Below are 13,620 nucleotides of genomic sequence, written 5' to 3' on the forward strand. Positions count from 1 at the left end.
CCGCCAGCTCCTCCTCGATCAACTATGCGATCCCGAAATGATCGAGCGTGTCATGGCAGATGAGGCTAAGCGAAGCCCATAGATTGCATCTCTCGACCCAGCGAAAATCCTTTCGCCGGACGCTCACGAAAGAAAACGCGCAGACCGGCTAGATGTCAGTTGTGGCCGGAATCGACTGTCACGTCTCTGACATGGCAGGATTTCTAGGTGACCGCCTCGATCAGCAGGCCGCAATCAGAGCTGCGGCACAGCAGTGGTTCCCTCCGCCCGTTCTGTAGATCGAGCTACCGCTGGTGTTGTGCAGAGTAGTTTCCATAATGAGTCTTAAGCCGAACCCCGGTAGATTCAATTATTTAGTGAATGTCTCTATCAATCTTGCTCATGGACGAGGAAACGGTGCTCCGAGTTAAGCAGATTCTGACTGGCAATCTGAACAAGAGAGTAACTGGGCGCGCCGGGCTCGACGCTGCTCGCCATGTTCTTGACTTCAATAAATTAGTTCCTCACGTCATCGTTTACTTGAGTGGAGGTTGGATGAGTTCTAATACGACGCCATCGACCGGATCCCTTAAATAGGCGATGCGTGAACCTTTATTGGGGCCTGCATCAATAATCACCACATCACCCATCAGGTTAAGTGCGTATTTTTTTGCCTTCTCCAAAGCTGCATCGATGTCGGGTACATTAAAACCCAAATGGAGTGAACCAATATCACAGGCACGTGGCGTATAGGCCTTTTGGTCGTGGGGAGCGGAGTAGCACAATAATTCAACCGTTGTGGTGGAGCTGCGCATATAAGCGATTTCTACCTCGGCGCTTTCAACACCAATGACTTTAGAGATAATTTGCGGGTCACGCGCAGCTCTCGAAATTGTTTCAAAGCCAAAAAGATCGCGGAACATGGCTTCGCTATGATCAAGGTCTTTGACGGTAATGCCGGTATGGTTAAAAGTCACAGACATATTTTCTCCTTTGATTATATTGGAGCATAATTCGACCGGAGTGAAACGAGGGCGATCGAGATTATGCTTGGATCATAGGTAGTTAGAGCGCCAATCAGATCGAAACGCGCTCTAATGCGCAAGAAATCCGCCATCCACTGCCAGTATATGACCGGTTATCATGCTTGCGGCAGGCGAAACCAGATAAAGAACGGCAGCGGCCACATCTTGTGTCGTACCGAACTTTTTTAATGGTACTGAAGCAAGCAGGGTTTCCGCAATGCCGTCTTGCTCCAAAAAATCACTGTTGAAGTCCGTTTTAATCCATGAGGGTGCAATAGCATTAACGCGAATGGCATCGGCGCCCCATTCCACTGCCAAAGCACGGGTAAGATGGACGACGCCGCCTTTCGAGGCGTGATAAGAAGCGATGGGATAAAATCCACCGCCTGAAAGCGCCATGATAGAAGCCATATTGACGATGGCACCGCTGCCATTGGATTTAAAACGTGGATGTGCCAGACGACAAAGTTCGAATGTGGCATCAAGATTGACTGTCATTGCCTGACGCCAGCGTTCCGGCGTCAGTTCTGTTGCTGCCAGGCGTTGCACCAATGCTGCATTATTGATCAGAATATCGAGTTTTTGATATTGGCGATCAAAGCTTTCAAAAATGCGTTGCGGTGCATCCGGTTCGGCCAGATCGGCTGTAAACATTGCCGCATCTGCTCCGGTTGCCACAAGATTTACATGGGCTTCTTGCAAAGCGCTTTCGTCCCGGTCGACCATGAAGATGCGCGCACCCACTGCAGCGAGCAGGCGACTGGTCTCCAAACCAATGCCGCGTGCTGCACCGGTGATGAGTACAGTCTGGCCGTTTAAACCAAACAAGTCTTTGATGCTTTTATCCATCATGAAGACAAGAGGATCGGGTTTTCGATGATCGTCTTCAGGCTTTGCAGTACTTTTGCACCCGCCACGCCGTCTATCGCACGATGATCGACTGAAAGTGTCAGGCGCATAACATGTATTTCGCAAACCTGGCCATCTTGCAGGCTTAGTTCTTTTTCAACCGCCCCAACTGCCAGGTTCATGCTCTGCGGCGGATTGATGATCGCCGAAAAACTGCTGACGCCATACATGCCCAAGTTTGAAATACCTGCCAAACCGCCGGAATATTCCTCAAATGAAAGCTTGCCTTCGCGGGCGCGTTCGATTGCTTGTTTCGTCGCTTTTGCCAATGCACCGGCTGATAGTTGCGCGGCATTTCTGATGATCGGTGTGATCAATCCCTTATCGAGGGCAACCGCCAGACCGATATCAACGCTCTCATGGCGGATCAGCCCTTCATCCGACCAGGTGACCATTGCCTCCGGCGTCCGGGCAATGCCAAGCGCATAGGCTTTGACAATCAGGTCATTGATAGTGGCACGCAGTTCACTGCCAGCCTTTTCCAAGGCTTGATTAAGTTCTTTGCGAGCGGCCAGCAGCGCATCCACGGTGCAGCACGTTTCCAGATAAAAATGCGGCACGGTTTGCTTGGCGTCTACCAGCCGTCTGGCAATGGTTTGGCGCATGGAATTATGCGGCTCAAGGCTCATGCCATGGCTTAATTGCGCTGGCTGGCTGGGAGTTGCAATTGCGGGTGTCACTGATTGTGATGCAGCGCTTTTTGCTTTTGCCTCTCGAATATCGTCAGCCAGAATACGGCCGCTTGGCCCCGTGCCGGTGATGAGCGTGGTATCAATGCCGAATTCTTTGGCAAGACGACGCGCGAGCGGCGAAATACGCAATATCGGCTCATCACTTTCTGTGGCAGGCAGGTTCGTTAATGGTTGCGTTTCGACAAGCGTTACTTCTGGTTGTAGGGCAGGGGCGGAAGCACCATTGCCAATCACGGCAATGGTTGTTTCCACCGGCACATCGGGCGTGTCGCCTTCCACCAGAATTTGCTCCAATACACCATCTTCCGGCGCTTCGATATCCATCACTGCTTTATCGGTTTCAAGTTCAGCGATCACATCGCCTTGCTTGACCTTGTCACCGACTGAAAAGTGCCAGCAGACGAGCTTTCCAGCTGTCATGCTGGGCGAAATGGCGGGCATTTTAATGATAACAGACATATGCTCAGCCCCTCGCCTGATTTTCAAGGTTGCGATGGCACATACGGCGGATGGTGGCTGCAATGCTGGCCGGTGTTGGCATGACCTCGCGTTCCAGGCGGTCATTATATGGCATTGGAACTTCCAGTGTTCCCAAACGTTCGACAGGCGCATCCAGCCAGTCAAAAGCTTGTTCGTTGATCTGGGCTGCAATTTCGCCGCCCAGGCCGCCAGTTTTCCATGCCTCATGGACAATGAGGCAACGACTGGTTTTCTTTACCGAACGCAAGAAGCAATCCATATCCAATGGGCGCAGGCTGCGTGGGTCGATGACTTCTACGCTGATATTTTCACGCTCCAATGTCTGAGCGGCGGAAAGTGCGCGCTCGACCATTGCCTGTGTGGCAATGACTGTGATGTCTGTCCCTTCGCGCTTGATATCGGCTTTGCCGATTTCAATCTCATAGGCTTCTTCCGGAACCGGAGCGGCACCTCCCAGATAAAGCAGTTTATGTTCAAGGAACATTACCGGATTATTGCTGCGGATTGCGGAAGTCAGCAGTCCTTTGGCATCATAGGGGGTGGATGGTGCCAAAACGGTCAGTCCTGGAATATGCGCAAACCACGCCTCCAAAGACTGTGAATGCTGTGCTGCAAGACGAATACCACCGCCTTGCGGCCCGCGGAAAACCAGCGGAACATTGGCTTTTCCACCAAGCATGAAACGCAATTTTGCTGCCTGATTGACAATCGGATCCATCATGAAGGTGACGAAATCAAAAATCTGGATTTCGGCAATCGGGCGACGGCCGGAGAGGGCTGCGCCCACAGCCGCACCAGCAATAACACCTTCGGAAATCGGCGTATTCATGATGCGATCTCCGCCGAATTTGTCATGAAGGCCGCGGGTGACACCAAATGTGCCGCCAACGGGCCCTACATCCTCCCCCATCAAAAAGACGGTTTCGTCGGATTCAATGGCCTGAGAGATGGCCTCGCGAATGGCTTCGACATAGGTGATTTCACGATTGCCCGGAGCAGGTGGCGGGGATGGCACGCGTTCAGGAGCCAACACTTTATCAAAGAGTGATTGAAGCTCAGGTTCTGCGGATTTCTCTGCAAAACGAACCGCATCTTCAATGATCTCGTTGGTTTCGGCTTCAAGCGCTGCAAAAGCGTCTTCGTCAAAATCCCAGTCTTTGGCCAGACGTTGCTGAATACGTTTCAACGGGTCGACGCTAAGCCATTCCTGAATTTCATTATCAGAGCGATAGCCGAGCAGATTGCCGCGTACAGAATGATCGCCGTGGCGGTAGGTTACCGCTTCAATCAATGTCGGGCCTTCACCGGCTCTGGCACGAGCTAATGCTTCGGCGACAGCTGCGTAGACGGCGACCGGATCGTTGCCGTCTATGCGCTCACCCGGAATGCCGTAGGATTGGGCGCGTCCTGCAACAGTGCCGCCAGCAGTTGCATGTTCAAATGGCGTCGACATGCCGTAAAAATTGTTCTCGCAAAAGAAAATGATCGGCAATTTCCATAAAGCCGCCAGATTGAGCGCTTCATGGAAAATACCTTCATTGGAGCCACCGTCACCGAAGAAGGCAATACCAGCATCATCGGAGCCCCGTTGTTTGGCGGCAAGGGCTGCGCCAACACCAAGCCCCATACTGGCGCCGACAATGCCGTTGGCGCCAAGAATATTGAGATCAATATCGGCCACATGCATGGAACCGCCGATACCACCGCAAATACCACCGATGCGGCCAAAAAGTTCGGCCATCATACCATTCAAGTCAGCGCCTTTGGCGATGCAATGGCCGTGGCCGCGATGGTGGGTGGTGATAAAATCATTTTTGTTGAGCGAGAAGCACGCTCCTGCCGCGATAGCTTCCTGACCGGCAGATGAGTGCGCTGTGCCCTTGATGATTCCAAGCTTGAAAAGCTCTTCAACGCGGGTTTCAAAACGACGGATCAAAAGCATGGTGCGTGCCAGCGAAATCATATCATCGCGGCTTAAATCCGGTACATTGCGGTTGATGCGCAGCGTAGAAGCGGCTGTAATTTGAGTGTCGGTGTTCGAAGCGCCGCGTGCAGCATTTGGGGCATTTTTTGCCACGAGTTTTTTCCTCCCGGATCATCAGGCTGTACCCCTCTTGGATGCAGCCATTTCGCTTACGCAAGCATTTTTGATCAAGAAGAACAAACTCAATGAAGATATGTCAGAAATAGTTTTTGGTTATGACAGAATTATTATTAGCCAATAAAGCTATACCTGCCATTCTGTGAATATTGTCGGAAAGTGCCGGTGTTGCGGTAAAAGCAGATTAGCTGACAGGGGGTAGTTCTGCAGTTTTCCATTCGCCACTTTCCACGCGTTTATGCGTATAGGCAAAAGCAAGTTCACAAAAAACACGCATAGCTGCGGTGGTGGGCCTGTCGCGTGAGCTTGCCATTGTCCATGGCCAGCTAATGCCTTTAATAGGTGCGATGGAAATTTCGCCGCGCTTATAGGCCATATGGGTGGCGCTGTAAGGTAAAATACTATGCAGCCGTCCTCGCGCTACAAGGTCGATAATGATGGAGTTAGTTTCCACAATAATAGGGGGATTTTGTGCTTGCTGGCCGGGTGGCAAAAGCTCATCAACCACACGGCGCAGACCATTGGGGCTTGCCGTTAGCACAAGATCAAGCGAGGCGAGGGCAGAGGCAGGTACGGGTTTGTCCATGGATAGCTTTGCTTCTGCATGTGCCAGCAAAACGAGAGCTTCAGAACAAAGTGTCTGGCGGATCAGCCCGCGTGACGCACCATGATCAGAGTAAATTGCCAGGTCCACCTGATGGGTCACGAGTGATTCGCGCACATTAATGGAAGTGCCTTCCTGTACCTCAAGGCTGACCTGCGGATAGAGGCGGTGAAACTCTGCAATCACATCGGCAATCAGCAGCCCGCGCAATGAGTAGGCGGTTGAGATACGCAATGTGCCGGTAGGGATGGCCTCGGTGGCGATGATGTCTTCTTTGATGAGCTCCACATTCTGGATGAGTGAGCGCACATGATCTTCCAGTCGCTGACCGGCAGGCGTTAGTGCCACGCCGCGCGAACGGCGCTCGACAAGCTGAGCGCCAAGTTCTTCTTCCAGCAGTTGCAGCTGGCGGCTGAGGGCGGGTTGCGAAACATTTGCGCGCTCTGCTGCATGCGTGATATTCAATGTGTTGGCGATATGCATGAAATATTCGAGCTGCCGGATTTTCATTATGCCTTCCCCCCGCATAAAAATGCCTGTCATGCAATTTAGTTATCGTTTGCATGACTAATATGTATTTTACATATGATACGCAACATTCTAGCGTTTCGCCATAGAGGGGCCGTGACCCGTCTGTGCGTGGGTTGAGGGAGCAGCCGCACGCTCTTAGCGGCATATACATTTCATGTTCAGGATCAAAGGTTGTGGAGCCTTTCTGCCGGCTGAGAAAGCGTGTCGTTGCACGTCCAAAAATGGCGAATTGGAGCCAAATAAAAGTGGGAGGCAATGCAATGAAAATGAATTCGGGGAAGAAGACTTTTAGTAAAAGAGCTTTTGGTTATTTACTGGCTTTGATGGCAGGGACAGTTTTGTCGATGCCGGTGCAAGCGCAAGAAAATGCAGTGCGCATTGCACTGATGACCGATCTGGCCGGGCCGACGGCTGACTACGGCGGTAAAGGTGCCATGGAAGCGGTTAAGATGGCCGTGGAAGATTTCGGCGGTACCCTGTTCGATAAGCCTATTCAGATTGATTTCATCGATCATCAGAACAAGCCGGATATTGCCGTTACGAAAGCGCGCGAAGCTTATGACAATGGCACGGATATGATTATCAACCTGTCCAATTCCGCCGCCGCACTTGGCGTGATGGAAATTGCCAAGGCGAAAGACAAGGTTGTGATTGTCACCGGTGCGGGTTCAAGCAAGATTACCGGTGATGCCTGCTCACCAAACACAGTTCATTTTGCTTTCAACGCTTATTCCGTTTCCAACGCGCCGGTGCAGGCGTTGATTAATGGCGGCGATGATAGCTGGTATCTGATTGTTTCGGATTTTGCTTATGGTTTGTCGGTTGAACAGGCCGTGACCGATGCGATTAAGACCGCCAATGGCACATTGACCGGAACGGTCAAGCATCCGGCATTTATGGCAACCGATTTCTCCTCTTATGCGTTGCAGGCGATTTCTTCAGGCGCCAAGGTTATTGGTCTGTCCAACTCATCATCGGATACGACCAACTCCATTCTGGCACTGAAAGAATTTGGTCTTGGCGCCGATCAGAAGATGGTGGCTTTCACGCTGCTGATTAACGAGATTGACGGTATCGGTCTGCAGGATGCGTCCGGTCTGGTGTTTGCCGATGGCTTCTATTGGGATCGCACTGACAAAACCCGTGAATGGTCAAAGCGGTTTTATGATCGTGTTGGCAAAATGCCGAACATGGTCAATGCAGGCGATTATTCCGGTGTGTTGCATTACCTCAATGCTGTGAAAGCGGCGGGCAGTTCAGATGCACAGGCTGTTTTGGCCAAGATGAAAGAAACTCCGGTCAACGATATGTTTGCCGAAAATGGTCGCATCCGTGAAGACGGCATGATGGTGCATGATATGTATCTGGTACAGGTGAAAACACCTGAAGAATCCAAGTATCCATGGGACTATTTGACCGTGCTGGACACGATTCCGGCAGATAAGGCCTTTATACCACTTGAACAGAGTGCGTGCCCGCTGGTCAAAAAAGGCTGAGTGGATATTCATGACCCATATTCTTGAGACAGTAGAACTGTGTAAAGATTTTGGCGGTTTCCGTGCAGTCAGCAATGTCTCCTTGAAGGTTCGGGAGGGCGATATTCACGCCCTCATCGGTCCCAATGGAGCCGGAAAAACCACTGTTTTCAACTTGTTGACCAAATTCTTGCAGCCTAGTTCGGGCCAGTTTCTTTTTCAGGGTAAGGATATTACTTATGAAAAACCGGCTTTACTTGCTCAGCAGGGCATCGTGCGCAGTTTTCAAATCTCCGCAACTTTTCCTGATCTGACGGTTCTGGAAAATGTTCGTATTGCCTTACAACGCCGCCTTGCTCCGACTTATGCATTTTGGCGGTCCGGCAAGTCGCTCAATCACCTGAACAAAAGTGCGATGGACTATCTGGCACAGGTGGATATGCAGGATTTTGCTCATGCAAAGGCGGCAGATCTGCCTTATGGGCGCAAACGTTCGGTTGAAATTGCCACTACTTTGGCAATGGAGCCGCGTTTGATGCTGCTGGATGAACCAACTCAAGGTATGGGGCACGAGGATGTGGAGCAGGTAACCCAGCTGATCAAGCGGGTTTCCGTCGGTCGCACCATTTTGATGGTGGAGCATAATATGAAAGTGGTTGCAGGCATTTGTGACCGGATTTCAGTTTTGCAGCGCGGCGCAATTCTGGCCGAAGGCACCTATCAAGAAGTGGCAACCGATCCGCGTGTGCTGGAAGCTTATATGGGTACAGAAACCGAACTGGCGGGGGTATACCATGGCTGATGCGGTTCTTTCCCTGCAGAATATCAGTGGCTGGTACGGTGAGTCTCACGTTCTCCATAATGTTAATCTGGATGTAAAAAAGGGTGAAGTTGTCAGCCTGATCGGGCGCAATGGTGCCGGGCGTACAACCATTTTGCGTGCAATTATGGGGATGCTGGATAAGCGCACCGGTACGCTCAAAATCAAAGGTCGCGACATGAGCAATGTCGCACCGCATCGCATGGCTGCGGTGGGGCTTGGTTATTGCCCTGAAGAGCGGGGCATCTTTTCTTCTCTGACCTGTGAGGAAAACCTGCTTTTGCCGCCTGTCACACAAGTGAACTCCGGCATGGCGATGTCTTTGGACGAGATTTACGCAATGTTTCCCAATTTAAAGGAACGCGCCAACAGCCGTGGCACGTTGCTTTCGGGTGGCGAGCAACAAATGCTGGCGCTGGCTCGTATTTTGCGAACGGGAGCAGATATTTTGCTGCTTGATGAAATTTCAGAAGGTTTGGCACCAGTGATTGTGCAGACCCTTGCACGCGTCATCGAAAAGCTGAAAGCGCGCGGTTTTACCATTCTCATCGTTGAACAGAATTTCCGTTTTATCGCACCGCTCGCCGACCGGTTCTTCGTAATCGAGCACGGACAGGTGATCGAGGAAATTCGAGAAGCCGAACTGGCGACGCGGATGAGCGAAATCCGTACGTTTCTTGGAGTGTGACCATGACCGAGATTTTCGGCGTTCCTGCGCCCGTTCTTTACGGACAGCTCTTACTCGGTCTTGTCAATGGCAGTTTCTATGCGCTGTTGTCATTGGGTTTGTCGCTCATTTTCGGGCTGCTCAACATTATCAATTTCGCGCACGGCACCATGTATATGCTAGGCGCATTTCTGGCCTATTTGCTGATGGCCGTTTTCGGCATTCATTACTGGTGGGCGCTGGTGCTCGTACCAGTGGGAGCTGCCGTTTTAGGTGCCGTTATCGAGAAAACCATTCTGTGGCGCATCTATAAACTTGACCACATCTACGGTCTGCTGGTGACATTCGCATTGGCAATGATTTTGGAAGGTTTGGTGCGCGTTTATTTCGGTGTGTCGGGCTTGCGCTATGCGGTCCCGTCATCGCTGAGCGGTATGATTGATTTAGGCTCAATCCGCTTGCCACTTTACCGCGTATGGGTTGTGGTTGCCGCCTTGGGCGTTTGTCTTTTCACATGGTTTGTGATTGAGCGCACTCGTCTTGGATCGCTTTTGCGCGCTGGCACTGAAAACCCGAAATTGGTGCAGGCATTTGGTGTCAATGTACCTTTGCTCATCACATTGGTTTTTGGCTGGGGCGTGGCGCTGGCAGCATTTGCTGGCGTGCTGGCCGCACCATTGATGCAGCTGACACCTCAAATCGGGCATTCGATTGTGATTACCGTGTTTGGTGTGGTGGTGATTGGTGGAATGGGGTCGATCCTTGGCTCTATCATCACCGGCTTAAGCCTGGGCCTCATCGAGGGTTTGACCAAGGTTTATTATCCGGAGGCGTCGGCAACCGTAATTTTCGTATTGATGATTTTGGTCTTGCTGGTTCGCCCGCATGGCCTCTTCGGTAAGCAGTGAGGCGTGTGATGACTAATCTGACAGAATCGACAATGAAGCGAAATTTACTTCTGCTGGCTGGTATTGCCGCATTGGTGTTTGCCCCTGCTTTCGTTTATCCGATGCTGCTGATCAAGCTGCTTTGCTTTGCGCTTTTTGCTTCCGCATTCAACCTGATGCTGGGCTATACGGGCCTATTATCTTTCGGTCATGCCATGTTTTTTGGCGTTGCCGGTTATGCGCTGGGCGTCTCAACCAAGCATTTAGGTCTGCCGCCGGAATTAGGGCTGCTGATTGCAGTTGCATCGGCCGCGCTTCTTGGCCTTTTGGCCGGTTTGATAGCAATCCGTCGTCAGGGAATTTACTTTTCCATGATTACGCTTGCCATTTCACAGCTGATTTATTTCATTGCCATGCAGATGGAATGGACAGGGCGTGACGATGGCTTTCATGGTATTCCGCGTGGTGTTTTCTTAGGCGTTTTCAATCTCGAAAATGACCTGACTTTATATGCGCTGGTATCGGTTTGTTTTGTGCTGGCTCTCTTTGCCATTCATCGCATCGTAACTTCCCCATTCGGGCAGGTGCTGACCGCAATTCGCGAAAACGAACCGCGTGCAGTTTCGCTTGGCTACGATGTTAACACCTATAAAGTGCTGGCATTTGTTTTGTCGGCTGCGCTTTCAGGCTTGGCTGGCTCATTAAAAGCATTGGCGCTCAGCTATGAGTCACTCAATGACCTGCATTGGGCACTCAGCGGCGAAGTGGTGATGATGTGCATTCTTGGTGGTCTTGGCACATTGGGCGGGCCAGTGGCGGGTGCTTTCTTTGTTATCCTGCTGCAAAACTTTTTGGCGGATAAAGTGGGCGAATGGCTCTCCGTTATCATAGGTGTGGTTTTCCTTCTTTGCATTCTGTCTTTCCGTCGCGGATTGGTTGGAGAAATCTCGGTACGGTTTTTTCAGAAGGCGCAAGGCAAGCCTGAAACCCTGGCAAAGGAAGCACCATGAAGGGACGTTCAGCGATCATTACCGGTGCCGGTCGTGGCCTTGGCAAAGTGGTGGCCAAAAAGTTTCTGGAACTGGGTGCCCGGGTTGCGATCTGGGATCGGGATGCAGAGGCCGCACGCCAGACGGCAGAAGAGTTTTCTGATATTGGTTCCACGCATTGGTGCCATGTTGATATTGCTTCTGCCGATGCCGTAAAAACAGCACTGATTTCGACGCAAAAAACGCTCGGTGAAGTTTCTATACTGGTTTGTAATGCAGCGATTTCCGGCCCGAACTTACCTACGGCCGAGGTTTCGGCTCAGGATTGGAACCGGGTGATGGAGGTGAATGTCACGGGTGCTTTATTGTGCTGCCAGGCGGTTATTCCAGATATGGTGGCACGCGGCTATGGCCGCATTGTCACGATTGGCTCGGTGGCTGGTAAAGAGGCCAGCCCGCAAATCGCAGCCTATGCCGCCAGTAAAGCCGCAATCATTTCATTGACCAAAACCTTGGCACGTGAATTGGCAACAACTGGTGTGACCGTCAATTGCGTGGCACCGGGTGCTATTCGCACGCGTATTTTTGATGATTGGCCGGAAGAATATGTTGGCAAATTACTGGCTAAAATTCCGATGAATCGTTTTGGCTTGCCGGAAGAGCTGGCCGAACTGGTGGCCTTTGTAGCGTCACGGCGCGCATCTTTTTCAACCGGTGCCGTGTTTGATATGTCGGGCGGGCGCGCCGACTACTGATCTCTCTTTATCTGCCGGGAGCTTCGTCAGAAATGCTTTGTGATGGCATTTCCGCGACGGGTCCTCTTGACCGTTCTTTGACTTATAAACAGACAGGAATACGCCTATGGCAACTGAATTTGATATCATCGTCATCGGTGCAGGCCCTGGTGGTTATGTGGCCGCTATCAAAGCCGCGCAATTGGGGCTAAAGGTTGCTATTGTCGAGCGTGACAAGATAGGTGGGATCTGTCTCAATTGGGGCTGTATTCCAACGAAAGCCATGTTGCGTTCGGCCGAAGTTTTACGTCAGATGCAGCGCGCCAAAGAGTTCGGCTTGAAAGCTGATAATATCGGCTATGAGTTGGGTGCGGTGGTGGCCAGAAGTCGTTCTGTTGCCGGTCAATTATCATCCGGTATCAACCATTTGATGAAGAAGAACAAAATCAGCGTAATTGCAGGTGAGGCGACATTGGTCGGGCAGGCCCAAGTGAGCGTGAAGAGCACTGAGGGCACACAGACTGTGAGTGCAAAGAATATTATTATAGCGACCGGCGCAAGAGCGCGTGAATTGGCAGACCTTGAAGCTGATGGCGAACTGGTCTGGAATTATAAACATGCGCTTCAACCAAAACGAACCCCCGAAAAACTTCTGGTTATTGGCTCAGGTGCGATCGGCGTAGAATTTGCCTCATTCTACAACGCCCTTGGTAGTGCAGTGACGATTGTTGAAGTATCGGAGCGCATTTTGCCAGCTGAAGATGATGAAATCTCAAATCTGGCCAAGCAGCAATTTGTCCGACAAGGCATGAAGATCCTTGAAAACGCGCAGGTTACGCAATTGGAGCGCCGAAATGGGTATGTTCAAGCGCATATTAAAACTAGCTCTGGTATAGTTCTGCATGAATTTGATACCGTGATCTCGGCGGTCGGGATTGTCGGTAATGTGGAGAATTTAGGGCTTGAAGCGCTCGGCGTGCAGGTGGAAAAGTCACATATCGTAACGGATGAATTCTGCCGCACCGGAGTTGATGGCGTCTTTGCGATCGGTGACGTTGCCGGAGCTCCATGGCTTGCTCATAAAGCCAGCCATGAAGGCGTTATGGTGGCAGAATTCATTGCCGGTAAACAGGTACATGCCATTAAGCGCAATCAGATTGCTGGTTGCACCTATTCCACCCCTCAGATCGCATCTGTTGGTTTAAGTGAGGCGAAGGCGCGTTCGCTGGGCTATCAGCTTCGGGTCGGTCGTTTCCCGTTTATCGGCAATGGCAAGGCAATTGCTTTAGGCGAGGCGGAAGGCATGGTGAAAACGATTTTTGACGCGCAGACGGGTGAATTGCTGGGAGCGCATATGATCGGACCGGAAGTCACCGAACTCATTCAAGGCTATGTTATCGGCAGCAAGCTGGAGGCAACGGAAGCAGAATGGATGGACATGGTTTTTCCACATCCGACCTTGAGCGAAGCCATGCACGAGTCTGTGCTGGCGGCCTTCGGCGGAGCAATTCATATATAGACGCACGGACCAGGATTTCCGTAGACAGGGCAAACCAGATAACTGTGGGCGTGACAAACGAAACCGAATTGCAAACAGCGCATCGGCATTCGCCCTTACACCGCCTGAAATGGAAAATGCCCTCGTTTCCAAAGGTCCCACATTGTGGCCCATCATCGGTGATGTCGAAATTTCTAGCGCTGACTGTCCTGCTCAACGGCAGCAAATC

Annotated in this window: 12 protein-coding genes; 7 read left to right on the forward strand and 5 right to left on the reverse strand. The window is 51.4% G+C overall.

Going from position 1 to position 13,620, the window contains the following annotated elements; genetic code table 11:
* Window positions 1-515 precede the first annotated feature (515 nt).
* From F9K91_RS22565 to F9K91_RS22585, 5 genes are all read right to left on the reverse strand, one after another.
* A complete protein-coding gene (locus F9K91_RS22565; protein WP_151678764.1) occupies window positions 516-962 on the reverse strand; it encodes a VOC family protein in 447 nt (148 codons plus the stop codon).
* Between the two features lie 111 nt (window positions 963-1,073).
* Window positions 1,074-1,856 carry an SDR family NAD(P)-dependent oxidoreductase gene (locus F9K91_RS22570; RefSeq protein WP_151678765.1) on the reverse strand — a complete coding sequence of 261 codons (783 nt, stop codon included), beginning with the start codon at window positions 1,854-1,856 and terminating at the stop codon, window positions 1,074-1,076.
* Window positions 1,853-3,091 carry a dihydrolipoamide acetyltransferase family protein gene (locus tag F9K91_RS22575; protein WP_167522258.1) on the reverse strand — a complete coding sequence of 413 codons (1,239 nt, stop codon included), beginning with the start codon at window positions 3,089-3,091 and terminating at the stop codon, window positions 1,853-1,855. The genes F9K91_RS22570 and F9K91_RS22575 overlap by 4 nt, the downstream gene beginning before the upstream one ends.
* Complete coding sequence (locus F9K91_RS22580; protein WP_235913388.1) at window positions 3,069-5,162, reverse strand: alpha-ketoacid dehydrogenase subunit alpha/beta; 2,094 nt, start codon at window positions 5,160-5,162, stop codon at window positions 3,069-3,071. Before F9K91_RS22580 ends, F9K91_RS22575 begins: the two co-directional genes overlap by 23 nt.
* A gap of 208 nt (window positions 5,163-5,370) precedes the next feature.
* Window positions 5,371-6,300: a LysR family transcriptional regulator gene (locus tag F9K91_RS22585; protein WP_167522259.1), complete on the reverse strand. Its 930-nt coding sequence runs from the start codon at window positions 6,298-6,300 to the stop codon at window positions 5,371-5,373.
* Window positions 6,301-6,581: 281 nt separating this feature from the next.
* Here F9K91_RS22585 and F9K91_RS22590 point away from each other — a divergent pair, with 281 nt between their 5' ends.
* From F9K91_RS22590 to lpdA, 7 genes are all read left to right on the forward strand, one after another.
* A complete protein-coding gene (locus tag F9K91_RS22590; RefSeq protein ID WP_167522260.1) occupies window positions 6,582-7,817 on the forward strand; it encodes an ABC transporter substrate-binding protein in 1,236 nt (411 codons plus the stop codon).
* 10 nt (window positions 7,818-7,827) lie between these two features.
* Window positions 7,828-8,598, forward strand: a complete 771-nt coding sequence (locus F9K91_RS22595; RefSeq protein ID WP_151678769.1) for an ABC transporter ATP-binding protein — start codon at window positions 7,828-7,830, stop codon at window positions 8,596-8,598.
* Window positions 8,591-9,304 carry an ABC transporter ATP-binding protein gene (locus F9K91_RS22600; RefSeq protein ID WP_151678770.1) on the forward strand — a complete coding sequence of 238 codons (714 nt, stop codon included), beginning with the start codon at window positions 8,591-8,593 and terminating at the stop codon, window positions 9,302-9,304. The genes F9K91_RS22595 and F9K91_RS22600 overlap by 8 nt, the downstream gene beginning before the upstream one ends.
* Window positions 9,305-9,306: 2 nt before the next feature.
* Window positions 9,307-10,191 carry a branched-chain amino acid ABC transporter permease gene (locus tag F9K91_RS22605; RefSeq protein WP_151678771.1) on the forward strand — a complete coding sequence of 295 codons (885 nt, stop codon included), beginning with the start codon at window positions 9,307-9,309 and terminating at the stop codon, window positions 10,189-10,191.
* Window positions 10,192-10,199: 8 nt separating this feature from the next.
* Entirely contained in the window at window positions 10,200-11,180 is a 981-nt protein-coding gene (locus F9K91_RS22610) for a branched-chain amino acid ABC transporter permease (RefSeq protein ID WP_208852725.1), read from the forward strand.
* The gene (locus tag F9K91_RS22615) at window positions 11,177-11,914 is read left to right on the forward strand and encodes an SDR family NAD(P)-dependent oxidoreductase (protein ID WP_151678772.1); all 738 of its coding nucleotides are present in this window, start codon (window positions 11,177-11,179) and stop codon (window positions 11,912-11,914) included. Before F9K91_RS22610 ends, F9K91_RS22615 begins: the two co-directional genes overlap by 4 nt.
* 106 nt (window positions 11,915-12,020) lie before the next feature.
* Window positions 12,021-13,412, forward strand: coding sequence for a dihydrolipoyl dehydrogenase (gene lpdA, locus F9K91_RS22620; RefSeq protein WP_151678773.1), 1,392 nt, complete (start codon window positions 12,021-12,023; stop codon window positions 13,410-13,412).
* Window positions 13,413-13,620: the final 208 nt, after the last annotated feature.

The organism is Brucella tritici (assembly GCF_008932295.1).
Taxonomy (GTDB): domain Bacteria; phylum Pseudomonadota; class Alphaproteobacteria; order Rhizobiales; family Rhizobiaceae; genus Brucella; species Brucella tritici.